The following is a 19,758-nucleotide window of genomic DNA, read 5'->3' as shown; positions in this document are numbered from 1 at the left end:
CCTGGCTTTGCGGCGTGGTTCGACCGCGTAAGCCTAAGCAATGCGGCAAGGCAGGACAACCGCTGCCTTTCAATGGTGGTGGGTGCCGGTCCATTCGAGCCGCCGGATGTGCACGGTACCGGCCTGCGAAGTGGAGATGGTCAGGCGGCGGAAGGGGCCGTCGATCACCTGGTGGTAGGGGTTCGTGGCGATGGGGCCAGGGCGCAAGTCGCGAAACCCGCTGCCTTCCACGGTGAGCCAGTAGAAGTTGCGCGGTATCGGGGTGGCCAGGTCGCAATCTACTCTTTCAGCATCGAACAGCATGTGCAGGTCGTCGCAGAGAAAGTCGCTGACTACGTAGTATTCCAGGCGCAGGCACTCGACTTCCTGGGCGAACACGATTTCCACGTCGCTGTGTTCCCCGATGACCAGTTCGGTACCGTCTTCACCCCTGAACGCTTCATGAAAGCCGGTCCATGAGGTGCTGTTGGAGCGGATACTCAGGCCGGAGGCTGTATGCAGCGTCTTTTTGTGCCACAGAAACTGCCGTTCGACGTGTTGGAAGTGCTCCTCGAAGATCATGCGCATGCCCTCCTGGCGGGGCTTCTGGCCAGTTTCGCCAGCTTCGCCTGCCGCCGTGTGACATGGCTACTGGCAAAAATGTCAGTTGCCAAAAGGACTTGATGTCACTGCGCTGGCAGGGTGGTCGGACCTGACGTATTCTTAACGCATCTTCCCGGGGCATTCCTGCCTCTCCCCGTTTGTAACCTCTGACTCGGAGTCCGCCGACATGGCTGCTGCTTGGGTGCGCCTGTGCGCGTTGGTATTGATTGGTGTCTCCAGCGGCGCCGCGCTGGCTAAGGACAAGACGCCCACGGCGATTGTCGTGGGTGGCGGCCTGGCGGGCCTGACGGCAGCGTACGAGCTGCAAAACAAAGGCTGGCAGGTGACCCTGCTGGAAGCCAAGTCGGGCATGGGCGGGCGTTCTGGCCTGGCCACCAGCGAGTGGATCGGCAATGCCAAGGCGCAACCGGTGCTCAACCAGTACCTTGACCGTTTCAAGCTTGAAACACTGCCGGCACCGGAGTTCGTGCGTACACCCGGTTACCTGATCGACGGTGAGTACTTCAGCGCCGCCGACCTGGCCACCAAGCAACCGGCTACCGCCGAAGCGCTCAAGCGCTACGAGAAAACCCTCGATGACCTGGCCCGTTCGATCGATGACCCGCTGAACCCGCAGGCAACCAGCACGCTGTTCGCCCTCGACCAGATCAACGTCTCCACCTGGCTGGACAAACTGCAACTGCCTGCCACCGCCCGTCAGTTGGTCAACCAGCAGATCCGTACCCGTTACGATGAACCGTCGCGCCTCTCGCTGCTGTATTTCGCCCAGCAGAACCGTGTGTACCGCGGTGTCAGCGACCGTGACCTGCGTGCCGCGCGCCTGCCCGGTGGCAGCCCGGTGCTGGCCCAGGCCTTCGTCAAGCAGCTGAAGACCATCAAGACCAGCTCGCCGGTCACCGCCATCGTCCAGGACAAGGATGGCGTAACGGTAAAAGTCGGCAGCGTCGGCTACCAGGCTGATTACCTGGTCATGGCCGTGCCGCTGCGTGCCCTGGCCAAGATCCAGATGACCCCGGGCCTGGACACCCAGCACGTGGCGGCGCTCAGAGGCACCAACTATGGCTGGCGCGACCAGCTGATGCTCAAGTTCAAGAAGCCCGTGTGGGAAAGCCGCGCGCGCATGTCGGGCGAAATCTTCAGTAACGCCGGCCTCGGCATGCTGTGGATCGAGCCAGCGCTCAAGGGCGGCGCCAACGTGGTGATCAACCTTTCCGGTGACAACGCCCGCCTGCTGCAGGCGTTCGGCGACAAGCAGATGGTCGATCAGGTGCTGATCCGCCTGCATGCGTTCTACCCGCAGGCCCGTGGTGCCTTCACCGGTTACGAGGTCAAGCGCTACAGCACTGACGCCGGTACCGGCGGCGCTTACCTGGCCTATGGCCCGGGGCAGATCAGCAAATACTGGCGCCTGTGGGAGCGCCCGGTGCAGCGCATCACCTTTGCCGGTGAACACACCGATGCCCTGTACCCGGGCACACTGGAAGGCGCCCTGCGCAGTGGCCAGCGTGCGGCCAGCCAAGCACAGGACCTGTTGGCCGGGAAGTCGTTCGACCCCGCCAAGGCGGTGCCGGTTGCGGCGGCAGCTGCAGCAGGTGCAGCTGCGGCCAAGGACAGCAAGGGCGGGTTCTTCTCCAATATGTTCGGTGGTTCGTCCGACAAGGCCGACAAGGCTGACAAACCGCCGGTCAAGGCTGAGCCGAAGCAGGCCGAAGAGGCCAGGCAGGACAAGCCAGGTTTCTTCAAACGCCTGTTTGGCGGGGCGGATACGCCAGAGGTGAAGGCTGAGCCAATCGCCAAGGCAGAGGAAGTGGCGCCGGCACCTGCGCCTGCTCCCCAGGCCGCGCCAGCTCCGGCAGCGCCTGCACCTGTCACCAAGGAAGCGGCAGCCAAGCCTGCGGCAACCAAGGCTGCCCCGGCCAAGCATGCGCCGGCGCGCAAGCCGGCCGAAACGAAGAAGGCAACTGCCAAATCCGAGCCGACCAAGAAACCTGTGGCCAGTACCCAGGCCAAGGCTGGCTGATTGATCGACAGTGCCGGCCTCTTCGCAGCACAAGGCTGCTCCTACAGGCACCGCATACCCCTGTAGGAGCAGCCTTGTGCTGCGAAGAGGCCTGTACTGGCATCCTCTACTTCCCCGACTATCGTTAATGTTTCCTTAATGGCAAGCTTACAGAATACATATCGGATTTCTCGATAAACCGAAGCAACTTTTTCCGCTTTTCTTCGATACGTTACGCGTTAGTCTGTGCACAGCTTTCACGGGGATACACGCCAACATGCAACTGCGCAATTCACCATCTCGCTACGGCGTGGTCAGCATCATCCTGCACTGGGGCGTGGCGCTGGCAGTCTTCGGCCTGTTCGGCCTGGGCCTGTGGATGGTCGGCCTCGACTATTACAGCCCTTGGCGCAAAGCCGGCCCGGACCTGCACAAAAGCATCGGCCTGGTGTTGCTGGCGGTGATGCTGCTGCGGGTAGTCTGGCGTTTCATCAGCCCGCCACCACCGGCCCCCGCCAACCATGGCGCAGTCACACGCCTGGCGGCCAAGCTTGGCCACCTGGCCCTGTACCTGGGTCTGTTTGCGGTAATGGCTGCCGGATACCTGATTTCTACCGCCGACGGCGTCGGCATTCCGGTGTTTGGCCTGTTCGAAGTGCCGGCACTGATCAGCGACCTGCCTGACCAGGCAGATGTTGCGGGTGTGGTTCATCTTTGGCTGGCCTGGGGCCTGGTGATTTTTGCCGTGCTGCATGCCCTGGCAGCGCTCAAGCACCATTTCATCGACCGTGACGCGACCCTGACTCGCATGTTGGGCCGCAAAGCTTGACTCTCCACCACAATTGCATAGGAAGGAAATAAGGATGTTGAAAAAGACTTTTGCCGCTCTGGCGCTCGGTACCGCTCTGCTTTCCGCCGGCCAGGTCATGGCTGCCGAGTACAAGATCGACAAGGAAGGCCAGCACGCGTTCGTCGACTGGAAAATCAGCCACCTGGGCTACAGCTTCATCCACGGTACCTTCAAGGACTTCGACGGCAACTTCACTTGGGACAGCGCCAAGCCAGAAGCCAGCAAGATCAGCGTCGACCTGAAAACCGCCAGCCTGTGGTCGAACCACGCCGAGCGTGACAAGCACATTGCCAGCGCCGATTTCCTCGACGTGAAGAAGTATCCTGAAGCCAAGTTCGTCTCCACCGCCGTCAAGTCGACTGGCGAAAAGACTGCTGACGTGACCGGCGACCTGACCCTGCACGGCGTGACCAAGCCGGTCACCTTCAAGGCTACCTTCAACGGTGAAGGCAAGGACCCATGGGGCGGTGAGCGCGCTGGTTTCAACGCCACCACTACCCTCAACCTGAACGACTTCGGCATCAAGGGCCCAGGCGCGACTTCGCAGACCCTGGACCTGGATATCAGTGTTGAAGGTGTGAAGCAAAAGTAATCTGCTTTAAGTGAAAGACCGAGGGGGCTGCTTCGCAGCCCGTTCGCGGCACAAGGCCGCTCCTACAGGTATTGCGCAGTATGTAAAATCTGCGCAATACCTGTAGGAGCGGCCTTGTGCCGCGAACGGGCCGCAAAGCGGCCCCCTCATGCTTTCTATCAGCCCTTGCGGGTCAGTAGCGCCGGGCGCTCACCGCGCGGGCGGCTTGGCAGGTCATCCAGTTGCTCAGGTGTCGGGAAACGGTCGAGTTTGGATTCCTTGCGGATGATCACTGGCTGTTTTTCCGGCTGGCGCTGGTTGCTCACGGCCGGCTCTTGCCGGGCAGAATCGTCACGGTTCGGGCGACCACGGCCACCGCCGCCATCACGACGGGCACCGCCACCGTTGTTGGCGCGGGGCGGGCGTTTTTCGCCGCCGGCACTGCCACCATTGCGTTGCTGGCCGCCACTGCGCGCCTGGCCCTGGCCCCCGGTGTTGCTGCGTTGGCCGGTACCCTGGGCTTGGCCAGCACCACCGCCTGGGCGGCGATTGCGGCCCTGGTTCTTGCCTTGGTACGGGCTGACATAGTCGGCACGGTTGCCGAAGTTGTCGACGTCGTCGTCCAGGAATACTTCCGGGTCGCGGTTACCCTGTGCTTTAGGCTCGCTGCTGGCCTGCTGCTGTGGCTGGCGCGGCTTTTTGTCACGCGGTTTACGCGGCTGCTGTTGCTTGTCGCCGCTCTTTTCCTTGTCGGCCGGCTTGTCGGCAGCCTGTGGCTTGGCCCTGCCTTTATCCTTGCCTTTGTCCTTGCGGCCGCCGTTGGAGTCTTTACCCCCTTCGCCACGGGCCTGCTGGTTGCGACCGCCACGGCCGTTGCCCTGCGGGCGCTCGCGTACTTCGGGTTTCTCGGCTTCCACCTGGCTGGCGTCAAAGCCCATCAGGTCGCCGTCCGCGATCTTCTGCCGGGTTACCCGCTCGATGCTCTTGAGCAGCTTTTCTTCATCCGGTGCGACCAGCGAAATGGCCTCGCCCGAACGACCGGCGCGGCCAGTACGACCGATACGGTGTACGTAATCTTCCTCGACATTCGGCAGCTCGAAGTTGACCACGTGGGGCAACTGGTCGATGTCCAGGCCGCGGGCGGCGATGTCGGTGGCGACCAGTACGCGCACGCTGTTGGCCTTGAAGTCGGCCAGGGCCTTGGTGCGGGCGTTCTGGCTCTTGTTGCCGTGAATCGCGGCGGCGGTCAGGCCTTGTTTTTCAAGGTACTCGGCCAGGCGGTTGGCGCCGTGCTTGGTACGGGTGAACACCAATACCTGTTCCCAGGCACCCAGGGTGATCAGGTGTGCCAGCAGCGCACGCTTGTGGCTGGCGGGCAGGCGGTAGACGCGCTGCTCGATACGCTCGACGGTGGTGTTCGGCGGTGTCACCTCGATACGCTCCGGGTTGTGCAGGAGCTTGTCGGCGAGGTCGGTGATGTCCTTGGAGAAGGTGGCCGAGAACAGCAGGTTCTGGCGCTTGGATGGCAGGCGTGCCAGTACCTTCTTGACGTCGTGGATGAAGCCCATGTCGAGCATGCGGTCGGCTTCGTCGAGCACCAGGATTTCCACGTGGGCCAGGTCGACCTTGCCTTGGCCGGCCAGGTCGAGCAGGCGGCCCGGGCAGGCAACCAGCACGTCAACGCCTTTGGCAATCGCCTGGACCTGCGGGTTCATGCCAACGCCGCCAAAGATGCAGGCGCTGACCAGTGGCAGGTCACGGGCATAGACCTTGAAGCTGTCGTGCACCTGGGCTGCCAGCTCGCGGGTCGGGGTCAGGACGAGCACGCGCGGTTGGCGCGGGCCGTGACGCTGCGACTTGTCGGGGTGGCCGGCCGGGAACAGGCGCTCGAGAATCGGCAGGGCGAAGCCGCCGGTTTTACCAGTACCTGTCTGTGCGGCAACCATCAGGTCGCGGCCTTGCAACACGGCGGGAATCGCCCGCTGTTGCACGGGGGTCGGCTGGGTATAGCCCGCAGCCTCGATAGCGCGGACAAGAGCCTCGGAGAGACCGAGGGAAGCAAAGGACATGGGCGATCCTGTTCTCGTGTGGGCTGGGCCCGTTGGGATGTTCTGCCTGGCGCGACGGGCATCGGTGGGATGCGATCGCGTCCGGTCCAGCTGGGCTTTCACTGCACATCCGGGAAACGGAGGGGAACGCCAGGGGGCGTCGGTGCCGATCGGGATGCCTGTTGCGAGGCCGAGCGTCCGGGCGTGAGCCGGGCGGGAAGGCCCGAGTATAACAGAGCTATCGCGCTGTGCTGCTTTCCTGCTGCTCAACGGCGTTGAGAATGTTTCCGATGTCGCCTGTGTACCGGTGGCTTATGGCGGCAAAGGCCGGTTCCTGCTTGAAACGCTGCAGTTCTTCGGCAAAGGCCAGGGCCAGTGTTTCGCGCCCCGGTTTGCGCACCAGCCCCAGGTACTGGGCCTGGCGGTTGATCACCAGCGGCAGTTCCTCGACTTGCTGCTCCATGCCCAGCTGCTGGATCAGGTAATGCCCGACCACGCGGTCGGTGATTGCCAGGTCGATACGGCCCAGCAGCAGTTTGCCGAAGTTGGCTTCCTGTGTCGGCGCCGCTTCACGTCGAAAATGCGTGGCCAGGTTGAACGCAGCGCCATAGGCGTAGCCGGGCGAGGTGCCTACGGTGAGGCCTGTGAGGTCTTCAGGCACGGCCACGGCATGGCGGCGTGCACGGGCCTGGAACAGCACGAACTCGACCTCCGACAAGGGCTCGGGGGCGTACACCAGATAGGGGCGCCGGGTTTCGCTCTGGAAGATGTCCAGAATGCCGTCGGCCAGACCTTGCTCGATCATTGCCAGGCAGCGCTTCCACGGCAGGAACTGCCATTCCACTTCGACACCCAGGCGTTTTAATACCTCGGTGGTGACTTCGTAGTCGATACCGCGTGGTTGGCCATCGTGCTGATAAATGTAGGGCGCCCAGTCATCGGATACCAGGCGCAGGCGCTCGCCCAGTGCCAACGGGCTCAGGCAGGCGAGCAGCAGGATCCAGAACAGGCGGGCGACGAGTGGCATGGCCGGAGATTACGCGCTCGGCCGAATCAAGGCCAGAGGCCTGATATTCAAAGCGGCCGCGATCTTGTGGGGTAATTGTCCTGCTCAGAAACTGATCTGCGGGAGCGGGCATGCCCGCTCCCGCAGGGATGGTGTAAGGCAATGGGGTGGCGGGCGTATCAGCCTTGCGATGCTCTGAGCAGATGCACCTCGATCTCTTTGCGCCGTTCGCCCAACGACAGGCGCAACCCCGGGTGGCGCAAGCACTGGCGCAGTTGCTCGGGCTGCATCTGGCCATGACGGGCATTGAGGTTCTCCAGGGCCTTGTCCCACCAGGCCGGCGCGCAGGCGAGGTCGAATTCGTTGGGGTAGGGGTAGCACCCATACAACAGCTCGCGGGCAAACTGGCGTTCGTGGCGCGGCAGGGTCAGGCTCAGCGCCTTGTAGCCCAGGCGGTGCAGGGCAGGCGGCCGTGGTAGCTGGTCATTGACCAAGGCGACGTCGGCCAGCGCCGCCTGGCTCAGCGGGTCATGGCCGTGCTTGCGCAACCAGGCCTGGATCTTGGCGCGGAACTGCGCCTTGCGGCTCCAGTAGTGGTGAATGACATCGGTGCACTCGGCCAGCTCCAGTTTGCGGTAGGCCGCCACCGCCAGGCAGAACTCTTCGAGTGTGTACGCCTCGCGCGCCAGCGGGTGGAACTCGTCCATCATGTCGATGGAACGGTCCAGGGTGCTGGCGTCCGCTGCCGTGAGGCCGATTACCCCAGAGTTGACCAGTGGCATCTGGCAGTCGGCCAGGCCCCGGGCTTGCAATATGGACAGCAGGCTCTTGTACAGCAGGCACTTCTGGTTCGCACCATAGCGTGGGCCGATGGCATTGCACAGCAGCTTGCCAGGGGCCACCCGGGCGAACAGCTGCAGCGGCGATGTGCGGAAGAAGGTGTCGGTGTCGATCAGCACGGCCAGCGGGTGTTGCTGCAGCACTTGGCGCAGCAGCACATGCTTGCTGCGAAAATGATAACCGTGTGGGGCGTTCCATGCCTGGCGCGTGGCTTCGTCCAGCAAGTGGACCGTGACGGGCAGCCTGGCGTAGGGCTGCGGGTTGTCGGTGTATACCTGGATGTCCATGGCTTCGCCTGCTGCCGGCCCCAGGTGGGCGAGGGCGCTGACGATGCTGAAGCAGGCTTCCTGATGGTAGGTTGCCGGACCAAAAGCCAGGTAGACAAGTTGTGGGCGCGATGGCTGGGGATGCTGCATGGCTGGCAAGACCTGTAACCCGGAAATGAATAAGGCTTTAGTCTATGACCAAAGCCTTAATCATTTCTTAAGCAGACTTTGCCAAAAAGTTTCAGCGCGGCAGCTTCAGGTTGTTCCAGATCGCCAGGCTTGGCTCGGCCTGGTTCAAGGTGTAGAAGTGCAGGCCCGGTGCGCCGCCTTGCAGCAGCTGTTCGCACATGCGGGTAATCACTTCTTCGCCAAATGCCTGGATGCTGGCGGTGTCGTCGGCATAGGCTTCCAGCTGCTTGCGGATCCAGCGCGGGATCTCGGCGCCACAGGCGTCGGAGAAGCGCGCCAGCTTGCTGTAGTTGGTTATCGGCATGATGCCGGGTACCACCGGGATGTCCACGCCCAGCTTCTGTGTGCGCTCGACGAAGTAGAAGTAGCTGTCGGCGTTGAAGAAGTACTGGGTGATGGCGCTGTCGGCGCCAGCCTTGACCTTGTGCACGAAGTTGGCCAGGTCGGTTTCGAAATTGCGCGCCTGTGGGTGCATTTCCGGGTAAGCGGCCACTTCCAGGTGGAAGTGGTCAGCAGTTTCCTGGCGGATGAACTCGACCAGGTCACTGGCGTAGCGCAGTTCGCCACTGGCCATGCCCATGCCCGATGGCAGGTCGCCACGCAGGGCGACGATGCGCTTGATGCCGGCAGCCTTGTATTCCGCCAGCAGGGCGCGCAAGTCGTCCTTGGAGTCGCCCACGCACGACAGGTGCGGTGCGGCCGGTACCTTCACTTCGCTTTCCAGCTGCAGCACGGTGTTCAGCGTGCGGTCGCGGGTCGAGCCACCGGCACCGTAGGTGCAGGAGAAGAAGTCCGGGTTGTAGGTGGCCAGCTGGCGGGCGACGCCCATCAGCTTTTCGTGACCGGCGTCGGTCTTGGTCGGGAAGAACTCGAAACTGTAGCGGCGTTCTTGTGACATTACTCGTTCCTCAAGCAGCCTGCTTCAAGCGGCAGGCTGCAAGTAAAAGCCAGGGCGGTGTGGGCCGGCCTGGCTTGGGCATCGTTGCGAAGCGTTGCCTGCGACTACTTAGTAGCGGTAGGCGTGCGGCTTGAACGGGCCCTCGACGGTCACGCCGATATAGTCGGCTTGCTGCTTGGTCAGCTTGGTAACCACGCCGCCGAAGCCGCGGACCATTTCCAGGGCCACTTCTTCGTCGAGTTTCTTGGGCAGTACTTCAACAGTCAGGCGCTCGGCTTTCTTCTCGGCCGACAGGTCGGCGTACTTCTGCTCGAACAGGAAGATCTGTGCCAGCACCTGGTTGGCGAACGAACCGTCCATGATGCGGCTTGGGTGGCCAGTGGCGTTACCCAGGTTGACCAGACGGCCTTCGGCCAGCAGGATCAGGTAGTCGTCGTTCTGCGGGTCGAAGCTGCCAGCGCCGGTACGGTGGATCTTGTGTACCTGCGGCTTGACCTCTTCCCAGGCCCAGTTCTTGCGCATGAAGGCGGTGTCGATCTCATTGTCGAAGTGGCCGATGTTGCAGACCACGGCACGCTTCTTCAGGGCCTTGAGCATGTTGGCATCGCAGACGTTGACGTTACCGGTGGTGGTGACGATCAGGTCGATCTTGCCCAGCAGGGCCTTGTCGATGCTGGCTTCGGTGCCGTCGTTGATACCGTCGATGAACGGCGAGACCAGCTCGAAGCCGTCCATGCAGGCTTGCATGGCGCAGATCGGGTCAACTTCGGTGACCTTGACGATCATGCCTTCCTGACGCAGGGACTGGGCCGAGCCCTTGCCCACGTCACCGTAGCCGATAACCAGGGCCTGCTTGCCCGACAGCAGGTGGTCGGTACCACGCTTGATGGCATCGTTCAGGCTGTGACGGCAGCCGTACTTGTTGTCGTTCTTGCTCTTGGTGACCGAGTCGTTGACGTTGATCGCCGGGACTTTCAGCTCGCCCTTGGCCAGCATGTCCAGCAGGCGGTGTACGCCGGTGGTGGTCTCTTCGGTCACGCCGTGCACGCGGTCCAGTACCTGCGGGTACTTCTTGTGCAGCAGTTCGGTCAGGTCACCACCGTCGTCGAGGATCATGTTGGCGTCCCATGGCTGGCCATCTTTCAGGATGGTCTGCTCCAGGCACCACTCGTACTCTTCTTCGGTTTCACCTTTCCAGGCGAACACCGGGATACCGGCGGCGGCGATCGAAGCGGCGGCCTGGTCTTGAGTCGAGAAAATGTTGCAGGACGACCAGCGCACTTCGGCACCCAGGGCAACCAGGGTTTCGATCAGCACGGCGGTCTGGATGGTCATGTGGATGCAGCCCAGGATCTTCGCACCCTTGAGCGGTTGCTCGGCCAGGTACTTGCGACGCAGGCCCATCAGCGCAGGCATTTCCGATTCGGCAATAATGGTTTCGCGACGGCCCCAGGCGGCCAGGGAGATGTCGGCGACTTTGTAATCGGTAAAACCAGCAGGCATGTTTGCAGCGCTCATGAGAGCCTCCATTCGTAATGTGCGAATGGGCGCCGTTGTGCGTTAAGCGCTCGCGGGAGCGAGCAACGCCCCATCCGAGCCTGACAGGCCTAGCCTGCTGCAGCGCCCCTCGGACAGGTGGCGGGCATGGCACCGCTGTGGGCAACCATGTAAAACGGCGCAGATTATAGCTGCCCCCGCCGGCTTGCCCAAGGTTTTCCGTCGATTAATCGCGACGATAGTCGATGTTCAATGGAGCGAAGGCAGCCGCTCTGCCATCATTGCTACACGTTAGCCAAGCAGGTCAGGAGTACAGATGAACTTTCACACCCGCAAGTGGGTTAAACCCGAAGACCTCAACCCCAATGGCACCCTGTTCGGTGGCAGCCTGTTGCGCTGGATCGACGAAGAGGCGGCCATCTACGCCATCGTCCAGCTGGGCAACCAGCGCGTCGTGACCAAATACATATCGGAAATCAACTTCGTCAGTGCTTCGCGCCAGGGTGACATCATCGAGCTGGGCATCACTGCCACAGAGTTCGGCCGCACCTCGATCACCCTCAAGTGCGAAGTGCGCAACAAGATCACCCGCAAGAGCATTCTGACCGTCGACAAGATGGTGTTCGTCAATCTCGGTGAAGACGGCTTGCCGGCAGCGCACGGGCGCACCGAGATCAAGTATGTCCAGGACCAGTTCCCGGATTCGGCAGTCGAGTGACGATTTTCTGGGGCCGCAAAGCGGCCCCGGCATTCTCAAGGCTGGGCGCTGACCTTGCGCACCACCCGCCCGATGCTCAAGCCCTGCACCAGGATCGACGACAACACCACGATGTAGGTGATCGACAGCAGCAGGTCACGCTCCGCGCCCAGTGGCAGCGACAGCGCCAGTGCCACCGACACCCCGCCACGCAGGCCGCCCCAGGTCAGCACCCGCACCGTGCCTTTGGGCACCGGGCGCCAGCGGCGCAGCAACACAATTGCCGGGGCCACGGTCAGCAGCCTCGACAGCAGCACCGCCAGCGCCAGCACACTGCCGGCCGCCAGGTGCATCCAGTTGAACGGCAACAGCAGCAGCTCCAGGCCGATCAGCGCGAACAGCAGGGCGTTGAGCATGTCATCGATCAGCTCCCAGAAACCGTCCATGTAGCGACGGGTCATGTCGTTCATCGCCAGGTTGCGGCCCAGGTTGCCGATGATCAGGCCGGCCACCACCATGGCGATCGGCGCAGAGACGTGCAGCTCGTAACACATGGCCGAGCCGCCGATGACCAGCGCCAGGGTCAGCATGACTTCCACCTGGTACTGCTCGATGCTCTTGATCATGCGGTAGGTGGCGTAGCCGATCAGGCCACCAAACACCACGCCGCCTATGGCCTCGCGGGCGAACAGGATCGCCGTGTCGGTCATGCTCGGCGTTTCACCCAGCTGAATGATGCCCAGCAACACGGTGAACACCACCACCGCGGTGCCATCGTTGAACAGCGACTCACCGACGATGGTGGTTTTCAGCGGTTTGGAGGCGTTGGCGGTACGCAGCGCGCCCAGCACGGCAATCGGGTCGGTAGGCGAGATCAGCGCACCGAACAGCAGGCAGTAGATCAGCGGCACTTGCCAGCCGAACATCGCGAATACCCAGTGCGACAGGTAACCGATGACCACGGTGGCAATCAGCACCCCGATTGTCGCGAGCAAACCGATCGGCCAGCGGTAACTGCGCAGATCGCTGAGGTTCACGTGCAGTGCGCCGGCAAACAGCAGGAACGCCAGCATCCAGTGCATCAACAGGTCGTTGAAATCGATCTGGTTCATCAGCCCTTCGACGCGTTCTTCCAGGCCAGGGAAGCCGATCAGGCTCAGGCCCTGCAGCATCAGGGAGAACAGCAGTGCCGTAACCATCACGCCGATGGCGGGGGGCAGGCCGATGAAGCGGTAATTTACATAGGTGAGGAGGGTGGTGAGGCAGATAAACGCGGCAACTAATTCAAGCATCCCGAATCCTGTGACAGTGGCTTCCAAGTCGTTACCCGAATGGCTCGGGCAGTTCTTTGATGACCTGGCGCGGGGTTCGGGACACAAGGTTTGACCCAATTAGTCCAAATCGTTCCCATGTAAGGGGCTGCTGCGCAGCCCAATCGCCGGCAAGCCAGCTCCCACATGTAGGGCATCATCCTTGAAAGCGGCGCGGTCAATGTGGGAGCTGGCTTGCCGGCGATTGGGCCGCACAGCGGCCCCTGAACGCTATATATTCACATCAATAAAAAGCCATTAAGGATAAGAAGGCGTGTTGGCAACATCCCTGGTGCTGGTCGCCGCCTTGCTGCATGCGACCTGGAATACCCTGATCAAATTCAGCGGCGAGCGCTTGCTGGTGATCGCCAGCATGGACACGGTGGCCCTGGTGTTCGCGGTGCTGGCGGTATCCTTCGTCGATGTGCCGCCAGCTGAAATATGGCCCTGGTTGATAGCATCAGCGTTGGCCGAGCAGCTGTACCGCTACCTGCTGATAAAAGCCTACCAAGTGGGCGACCTGGGGCTGGTCTATCCTCTGATGCGCGGGCTGTCGCCGCTGGTGGTGCTGGGGCTGACCCTGGCCTTCGCCGGGGAGTCGCTGAGCCAGCAGCAGATCATCGGTATCCTGTTGATCCCCTGTGGAATGGCCTGCCTGTTGTGGCAGGGCGGCGGCGGTGAGCGGCTGCCCTGGTCGATGTTACCGGTGGTTGCGTTGATTGGCCTGTGCATTGGTTGCTACACCTGGTTCGACGGCCAGGCCGTGCGACTGTGGGGCAAACCATGGGATTACCTGGTGTGGCTGACCCTGCTCAGTGCTTGGCAATTTCCGTTGTTGGCTGGCATAGCGCGGCGGGCGCCGTTTGTACTGTTCTGGCGTACCCAATGGCGCCTGGGGCTGGCGGTAGGGTTCTGCGTATTGTTCAGTTATGCCCTGGTGTTGTGGGCCATGCACCTGGGGTCAGTGGCCGAGGCGGCCGCATTGCGGGAGTTGAGCGTGATACTGGTGGTGCTGCTGGGTATGCGCTACCTCAAAGAACCTTTTGGCGGGCCGAGACTCCTAGCTTGCGGGCTGGTCCTGGCAGGCATGCTGGTGATGAAGCTCTAACCCATTATCGAACAAGGAGTCTGAGCATGACCGTTGCCCTGTGGTGCATCCTGATCGCGCTGCTGCTGAACCCGCTGTGTGCCTTGATCGCCAAGGTGGCCAGCGGCCGGTTCGGCCTCAAGGACAATCACGACCCGCGAGCCTTTCTTGATACCTTGTCGGGCTTGCCACGGCGTGCCCATGCGGCGCAGCAGAATGGCTACGAGGCATTCCCGGCGTTTGCGGCTGCGGTGCTGGTGGCGGATATCGTCGGTAATGCCGAGCAGGTGACGCAGGATGTGCTGGGGGTGATGTACATCACCAGCCGCTTGCTTTACATCATCTGCTACCTGGCCGATTGGGCGGCCTTGCGCTCGCTGGTGTGGTTTGCCGGGTTGGCAATTATCGTGTCGTTCTTCGTGGTTTCCATCTGAAACCGCGTTGCCTTCTTCGCGGGCTTGCCCGCGAAGAAGGCAACACCGATCAAGGTACCTTAGGTACCTCAGGTAGTGGCTGGCCTTTAGGCCAAAGCATCCAGATCTGCCCCTGCTGCTTCATGTTCCCCGCCAGCTCGCCGGCTTCCGGCCCGGTGCCCCAGAACAGGTCGGCACGCACTTCACCCGCAATCGCCCCACCAGTGTCCTGCGCACCCACCGGGCGCACCACTGGCGAGCCGTCCGGGCGCGTGGTGGAAAGCCACAACAGGCTGCCCAGCGGAATTACCTTGCGGTCGATCGCCACGCTGTAGCCGGCGGTGAGCGGTACGTTCAAGGAACCGCGCGGGCCTTCGTTGCTGTCCGGGCGGGTGCTGAAGAATACGTAGCTGGGGTTGCTGGCCAGCAGTTCCGGTACGCGCTGCGGGTTGGCCTGGGCCCAGGCATGAATCGCACCCATGCTCACTTCTTCTTTTTTCAACTGGCCCTGCTCCACCAGCCAGCGGCCAATCGGCCGGTAGGGGTGGCCGTTCTGATCGGCGTAGCCCAGACGCAGCTGACGGCCGTCTTCCAGTTGAACCCGGCCCGAACCCTGGATCTGCAGGAATTGCAGGTCCATCGGGTCGGTCAGCCAGGCCAGCACCGGTGCCTTGACGCCGTTACGGTTGATCACTTCGGCAGTGTCGTATGGTTTGAGTACCCGGCCATCGAGCCGACCACGCAGGCGCTTGCCCTTCAGCTCGGGGTATACGCTGGCCAGGTCGACCACGATCATGTCATCCGGGGGGCCGTAAACCGCCACATGGTTGGTCGCCGATTGGCTCAGGCTGCCGGGGTAGACCGGCTCGTAGTAACCGGTAATCAGGCCGTTGGCATTGTTCTCGGCGGAGCGCAGGCCATAAACCTGCAGATTCTGCTCAAGGAAGGTACGCACCTGGGCAGCGCTCGCCGTGTCGCTGCCGGCGGCTTCGCAGGTGGCGGCCCACACCGGGTCGCGCTTGAGCTTCTCACAGCCGCTGCGCCAGGCGTAGAAACCGGCCAGCAGGTCTTCGTCGCTGACTGCGGGGAGGTCTTTCCAGGTGGCCGGGGCGTAGGTGGCGATGGCGTGGGGCTCGGGCTTGGCGCTTTCGCCGCCGTTGCAGCCGGCCAGCAAAGCCAGCACTGGGAGTGTCCAGGCCAGGTGGCGCAGGGCAGATGTCATGTGTGCATTCCTGTCATGGGCGAACATGAAAATTCGCCCCTGTTTTTTATGTGGCTATTGGTGTTTGGCCCTTGGGCAGCGATACTGGCCGCCCATTTGCGTAGGCCGAAGTGAGCGTGATGTTGAAGCGATTGACCGTTGTTCTGCTGGCCGCCCTGGCCCTGAGTGGTTGTGACCGGGTTGACCCGAACTCGCCACTGGGCAAACGCAAGGTGATATTCAAGGACATGCTCAAGACCAGTGAAGACCTGGGCGGCATGCTGCGTGGCCGGTTGCCGTTCGACGGGCTGAAGTTTGCCGACGGTGCGCTGAAGCTGGACAGCCTGTCGCATCAACCCTGGCAGCACTTTCCGCAGGTGCGCGATGGCGGTGACAGTGCCGCGCGCGCAGAGGTATGGGAGCGTCAGGCGCGTTTTCATGACCTGGCCCGGCAGCTGGAAAGCGTCACGGGCGAACTGGTCGATGTCAGCCGCAGCCAGCCGCTGGACGCTGCACAGCTGAAAGCGCCGATGGACAAGGTCGAAGCGGCGTGCAAGGCGTGCCATACCGAGTTTCGTAATCATTGATGGCCTGCTGTGGCCTCATCGCCGGCAAGCCAGCTCCCACAGGTACTGCGCAGTAATTGAAGGCAGTGTGATACCTGTGGGAGCTGGCTTGCCGACGATGAGGCCAGTAAGGGCAACGCAAATCGCTGTTAGCGATCCAGATCGTCCACGGCTTCCTGCAGCTCCTTACGCGATTCGGCAAGCTTGTCCTTGCGCTTGTTGATCTTCTCCGCGTCGCCTTTTTTCTCGGCTTTCTTCAGGTCTTTTTCCCGCTGCGCCACTTCGTGACGTGCATCCAGCACCTTCTGCTCACGCTCTTTGCGCAGGCTCGCGTCGGTGCAGTTGTCCACGCCACGCAGTGCTTCCTCCAGCCCGGCGACCTGGTCGCTGTTGCCGTGGTCGCGGGCGATTTTCAACTGGTTCTCGATGGCGCTGCGCTTGGCGGCGCAACCGGTCAGGCCTGGGTCCGGCTGGGCCGCTTGTACAGCTCCCGCAGCCAAACCCAGTGATGCGAGCAGGATAAGAGTCGAAATGCGTTTCATGAAAAGCCTCCTGAACGGGGCGGGGCAGCAAAAGTTGGTGGAAATCCTGCCTTGGTTTTGCCCATTTAGGAACCCTTGGTGAGGTTTTCGGCTTGAATCTCGGGTTTTTCCTACGAGCTAAATGGTAAAAAATCATTGCTCAATGCGCTGGGGGCTCGCGGGGAACCCCTCTATGCCGGTTTTCGCCAACCGTGCAGCAACGGCCTGCACCTCAGGGGCCGCGAAGAAATCCACAAGTTGGCGCGAGCGTTTTGCGCCGATGCCGGGCACGGTTTGCCATTGCCCGGTACTGCGTGACGCCAGCTCTGCCCAGTCGCCTGTCAGTTGTTGGTGCTTGCTGACGGGCGCGCCAATGCCGCGCAGCCACTGATCGAAGGGGCGTGAGCGCGCTTGGTCGAAGCTGCCCAGCAGCTGTGCCGCCGTCAGGCTGCTTATGCCGGGTACTTGCTGCAGGCGCTCGGCATCGAGATGCAGCCAGTCGGTCATCGACGTTACCAGGCCCGCTTCGACCAGCCGGCGCCATGTGCCGGGCCCGGTACGCGGCAAGGCCAGGCCTTGTTTTCCGCCAAGCCAGGCAAGCCGGGCAATGAATTGCTCTTCACAGCCTTCGCTGGCCTGCCAGCAGCTGTGGGCATGATGCTGGTCGGGTGCAGGCACGGCCAGTGGCTGGCGCTCGACAGCGCGGTGCACGACGTGGTCCAGACGTGGAATGGTCAGCCCGGCCAGGCTGATGGCCACCTGGTCGCCGGGGCGGATATCCAAGGCTTGCCAGCGCCCCAGCGAGCCAAGGCTTACCTGGGAAATGCGCCGGTCATCGAGGGTTACCGGCTGCACATGCACAATGGGCGTGACCCTGCCGGTGCGGCCAACCCTAAAGCGCACGTCGCGCACCTCGGCCAAGGCTTGCACATAGGGGTATTTCCAGGCCGCGATCCAGTATGGCGCCTTGGCTTGCCAGCGCTGCGCGGGCGGCCGGCTGCCCTGGCGCAGGATCACACCATCGGTGGCAAAGGGCAGGGGGGAGCGGTACCAGTGCTCACGCCAGTGTGCTGCGTCCTCCAGCGTGTCGATGGCGATGCTGTAACGCAGGCTGTCCGGGAACCCCAGTTGTGCCAGCTGTGCGAGGCGTTCTGCTTGTTGCCCGGGCCCCTGCGGCCAGCTCCACACGAACAGGCCGATCGTGTCCGCTTGCTCGGCGGACAGTTGCTTGCGTGCGAGCAGCCCGGCCACGGTGCCGCGGGCGTTGGCACTGCCTGCCTTGGCTTGTACGTGTTCGTTCAGGCGCAGATACAGCTCACCTTGCAAGTGCAGGTCTACCGGCATGGGCAACTGTCGGGTGATTGCGCCGAGTTCTGGAATGTGTCGGCTCCAGTCATGGCCGTGTACACCGTCACCCCGGCTGGTCAGCTGTACCAATCGGCCCTGCTGGTAAGTGAGGGAAACTGCAACACCGTCGACCTTGGGCTGTACCCACACGCCGGTCTTGCCGGCCATCCATCGCGCCACGGCCTGGCGGTCTGCCAGCTTGTCGACGCCGGTATGCGGCACTGGGTGGGGGACCGGGCCGCGAGCGCTGGCCAAGGCGGAGGTGCTGCTGCCAACCGCGAAGCACTGCTGCAGGTGATTCAGGCGCTGGCGGCTTTGGTCGTACAGTTCATCGGCGACCAGGGCAACGCCCTGGCGATGGTAGTGCTCGTCCCATCGGGCAAGCGTGGCGCGCAGTTGCGCAACTTCGGCCCTGGCCTGTTGCGGCTTCCAGTCGGGGCATGAGGTGGCGCTGGCCAGTGGGGTGTGCAGCGCAAACAGCAGGACAAGCAGCAGGTAAGGCATGGCCAGCATCCTTGCATGGCGGGTGAGTCCTCCAGCCTAGGCAGGTTCGCAGGCGCTTGCCGCCGCGCGATTGTCAGCCGATATGTCACAAAAAAGCCCCTGCCGATTGCTCGGCAGGGGCTTTCGTCTGGCGCTGCAGGAAAACTTACAGGCCGGCAGCGTCACGCAGCGACTGGGCGCGGTCGGTGCGCTCCCAGGTGAAGGTGGTGAAGGTGTCGTCGCCGACAGTCTTCTGCTGTGGGGTACGGCCGAAGTGGCCGTAGGCAGCGGTTTCCTGGTACATCGGGTGCAGCAGGTCGAGCATGGTGGTGATGGCGTATGGACGCAAGTCGAAGCACTCACGCACCAGCTGGATGATCTTGTCGTCGGAGACCTTGCCGGTGCCGAAGGTGTTGATCGAGATGGAGGTCGGCTGGGCCACGCCAATGGCGTACGACACCTGGATCTCGCAGCGCTCGGCCAGGCCGGCGGCAACGATGTTCTTGGCTACGTAGCGGCCGGCGTAGGCAGCGGAACGGTCGACCTTGGACGGGTCCTTGCCGGAGAACGCGCCACCACCGTGGCGGGCCATGCCGCCGTAGGAGTCGACGATGATCTTGCGGCCGGTCAGGCCACAGTCACCCACCGGTCCACCGATGATGAAGTTGCCGGTCGGGTTGATGTGGTACTGGGTGCCCTTGTGCAGCAACTCGGCAGGCAGGGTGTGCTTGACGATCAGCTCCATCACGGCTTCTTGCAGGTCTTTCTGCGACACCTCCGGGTTGTGCTGGGTCGACAGCACCACGGCGTCGATACCGACTACCTTGCCGTTTTCGTAGCGGCAGGTGACCTGCGACTTGGCATCCGGGCGCAGCCACGGCAGCAGGCCGGACTTGCGCGCTTCGGCCTGGCGCTCGACCAGACGGTGCGAGAAGCAGATCGGTGCCGGCATCAGCACTTCGGTTTCGTTGCTGGCATAGCCGAACATCAGGCCCTGGTCACCGGCGCCCTGGTCTTCTGGCTTGGAGCGGTCCACGCCCTGGGCGATGTCCACCGACTGCTTGCCGATGATGTTCATCACGGCGCAGGTGGCACCGTCGAAGCCGACGTCCGAGCTGTTGTAGCCGATGTCGATGATGACCTTGCGCACCAGGTCTTCAAGATCGACCCAGGCCGAAGTGGTGACTTCGCCGGCGATGATGGCGACACCGGTCTTGACCAGGGTTTCGCACGCTACGCGGGCGTATTTGTCCTGAGCGATGATGGCATCAAGGACGGCGTCCGAAATCTGGTCGGCGATCTTGTCCGGATGCCCTTCGGACACGGACTCGGAGGTGAAAAGGGAGTATTCGCTCATCTCGAAGGT

General features: G+C 62.6%; 18 protein-coding genes and 1 riboswitch. Of the genes, 7 read left to right on the top strand and 11 right to left on the bottom strand.

Annotation, left to right across the window (positions count from 1 at the left end; genetic code table 11):
• Nucleotides 1-69 precede the first annotated feature (69 nt).
• Nucleotides 70-561, bottom strand: coding sequence for a hypothetical protein (locus SB765_RS05825; protein ID WP_410931182.1), 492 nt, complete (start codon nucleotides 559-561; stop codon nucleotides 70-72).
• A 208-nt stretch (nucleotides 562-769) separates the two neighbouring features.
• Here SB765_RS05825 and SB765_RS05820 point away from each other — a divergent pair, with 208 nt between their 5' ends.
• The 3 genes from SB765_RS05820 (at nucleotide 770) to SB765_RS05810 (ending at nucleotide 4,044) form a co-directional block, all read left to right on the top strand.
• Nucleotides 770-2,623, top strand: coding sequence for a flavin monoamine oxidase family protein (locus tag SB765_RS05820; RefSeq protein ID WP_410931069.1), 1,854 nt, complete (start codon nucleotides 770-772; stop codon nucleotides 2,621-2,623).
• A gap of 256 nt (nucleotides 2,624-2,879) precedes the next feature.
• Complete coding sequence (locus SB765_RS05815) at nucleotides 2,880-3,431, top strand: cytochrome b (protein ID WP_410931068.1); 552 nt, start codon at nucleotides 2,880-2,882, stop codon at nucleotides 3,429-3,431.
• 34 nt (nucleotides 3,432-3,465) lie between these two features.
• Nucleotides 3,466-4,044: a YceI family protein gene (locus tag SB765_RS05810; protein ID WP_341796954.1), complete on the top strand. Its 579-nt coding sequence runs from the start codon at nucleotides 3,466-3,468 to the stop codon at nucleotides 4,042-4,044.
• 158 nt (nucleotides 4,045-4,202) lie between these two features.
• Here the strand turns inward: SB765_RS05810 and SB765_RS05805 are convergent, their stop codons facing one another.
• The 5 genes from SB765_RS05805 to ahcY form a co-directional block, all read right to left on the bottom strand.
• A complete protein-coding gene (locus SB765_RS05805; RefSeq protein ID WP_341796953.1) occupies nucleotides 4,203-6,092 on the bottom strand; it encodes a DEAD/DEAH box helicase in 1,890 nt (629 codons plus the stop codon).
• A 217-nt stretch (nucleotides 6,093-6,309) separates the two neighbouring features.
• Complete coding sequence (locus SB765_RS05800) at nucleotides 6,310-7,098, bottom strand: substrate-binding periplasmic protein (protein ID WP_410931067.1); 789 nt, start codon at nucleotides 7,096-7,098, stop codon at nucleotides 6,310-6,312.
• A gap of 158 nt (nucleotides 7,099-7,256) precedes the next feature.
• Entirely contained in the window at nucleotides 7,257-8,333 is a 1,077-nt protein-coding gene (locus SB765_RS05795; protein ID WP_341796951.1) for a hypothetical protein, read from the bottom strand.
• A gap of 91 nt (nucleotides 8,334-8,424) precedes the next feature.
• Nucleotides 8,425-9,270, bottom strand: a complete 846-nt coding sequence (metF, locus tag SB765_RS05790; RefSeq protein WP_341796950.1) for a methylenetetrahydrofolate reductase [NAD(P)H] — start codon at nucleotides 9,268-9,270, stop codon at nucleotides 8,425-8,427.
• 108 nt (nucleotides 9,271-9,378) lie between these two features.
• Nucleotides 9,379-10,788, bottom strand: a complete 1,410-nt coding sequence (gene ahcY, locus SB765_RS05785; RefSeq protein ID WP_410911028.1) for an adenosylhomocysteinase — start codon at nucleotides 10,786-10,788, stop codon at nucleotides 9,379-9,381.
• 20 nt (nucleotides 10,789-10,808) lie between these two features.
• Nucleotides 10,809-10,905, bottom strand: a riboswitch (S-adenosyl-L-homocysteine riboswitch).
• A 178-nt stretch (nucleotides 10,906-11,083) separates the two neighbouring features.
• Here ahcY and SB765_RS05780 point away from each other — a divergent pair.
• A complete protein-coding gene (locus SB765_RS05780; protein ID WP_016501956.1) occupies nucleotides 11,084-11,485 on the top strand; it encodes an acyl-CoA thioesterase in 402 nt (133 codons plus the stop codon).
• Between the two features lie 35 nt (nucleotides 11,486-11,520).
• On the opposite strand, the gene SB765_RS05775 is transcribed toward SB765_RS05780, so the two are convergent.
• Nucleotides 11,521-12,756 carry a cation:proton antiporter gene (locus tag SB765_RS05775; protein ID WP_049272981.1) on the bottom strand — a complete coding sequence of 412 codons (1,236 nt, stop codon included), beginning with the start codon at nucleotides 12,754-12,756 and terminating at the stop codon, nucleotides 11,521-11,523.
• A gap of 292 nt (nucleotides 12,757-13,048) precedes the next feature.
• Here SB765_RS05775 and SB765_RS05770 point away from each other — a divergent pair, with 292 nt between their 5' ends.
• Nucleotides 13,049-13,882: a DMT family transporter gene (locus SB765_RS05770; protein ID WP_341796948.1), complete on the top strand. Its 834-nt coding sequence runs from the start codon at nucleotides 13,049-13,051 to the stop codon at nucleotides 13,880-13,882.
• A gap of 26 nt (nucleotides 13,883-13,908) precedes the next feature.
• Nucleotides 13,909-14,295, top strand: coding sequence for an MAPEG family protein (locus SB765_RS05765; protein ID WP_016501953.1), 387 nt, complete (start codon nucleotides 13,909-13,911; stop codon nucleotides 14,293-14,295).
• Between the two features lie 49 nt (nucleotides 14,296-14,344).
• Here SB765_RS05765 and SB765_RS05760 read toward each other — a convergent pair whose 3' ends face one another.
• Nucleotides 14,345-15,496 carry a murein transglycosylase A gene (locus SB765_RS05760; RefSeq protein ID WP_016501952.1) on the bottom strand — a complete coding sequence of 384 codons (1,152 nt, stop codon included), beginning with the start codon at nucleotides 15,494-15,496 and terminating at the stop codon, nucleotides 14,345-14,347.
• Between the two features lie 119 nt (nucleotides 15,497-15,615).
• Here SB765_RS05760 and SB765_RS05755 point away from each other — a divergent pair, with 119 nt between their 5' ends.
• On the top strand, nucleotides 15,616-16,062 hold the full coding sequence (locus tag SB765_RS05755; protein WP_016501951.1) for a c-type cytochrome: 447 nt from the start codon (nucleotides 15,616-15,618) through the stop codon (nucleotides 16,060-16,062).
• Nucleotides 16,063-16,190: 128 nt separating this feature from the next.
• Here the strand turns inward: SB765_RS05755 and SB765_RS05750 are convergent, their stop codons facing one another.
• The 3 genes from SB765_RS05750 to metK form a co-directional block, all read right to left on the bottom strand.
• Complete coding sequence (locus SB765_RS05750) at nucleotides 16,191-16,583, bottom strand: DUF1090 domain-containing protein (protein ID WP_063423366.1); 393 nt, start codon at nucleotides 16,581-16,583, stop codon at nucleotides 16,191-16,193.
• A gap of 132 nt (nucleotides 16,584-16,715) precedes the next feature.
• Nucleotides 16,716-18,413 (bottom strand): NAD-dependent DNA ligase LigB, encoded by a 1,698-nt coding sequence (ligB, locus tag SB765_RS05745; protein ID WP_410931066.1) that lies wholly within the window; start codon nucleotides 18,411-18,413, stop codon nucleotides 16,716-16,718.
• A 145-nt stretch (nucleotides 18,414-18,558) separates the two neighbouring features.
• Nucleotides 18,559-19,749 carry a methionine adenosyltransferase gene (gene metK / locus SB765_RS05740; RefSeq protein WP_003249375.1) on the bottom strand — a complete coding sequence of 397 codons (1,191 nt, stop codon included), beginning with the start codon at nucleotides 19,747-19,749 and terminating at the stop codon, nucleotides 18,559-18,561.
• Nucleotides 19,750-19,758 lie beyond the last annotated feature (9 nt).

Source organism: Pseudomonas sp. SIMBA_067 (genome assembly GCF_046534675.1).
Taxonomy (GTDB): domain Bacteria; phylum Pseudomonadota; class Gammaproteobacteria; order Pseudomonadales; family Pseudomonadaceae; genus Aquipseudomonas; species Aquipseudomonas putida.
The sequence above is the reverse complement of the archived record's forward strand: the minus strand, read 5'-3'. Positions and strand labels throughout refer to the sequence as shown.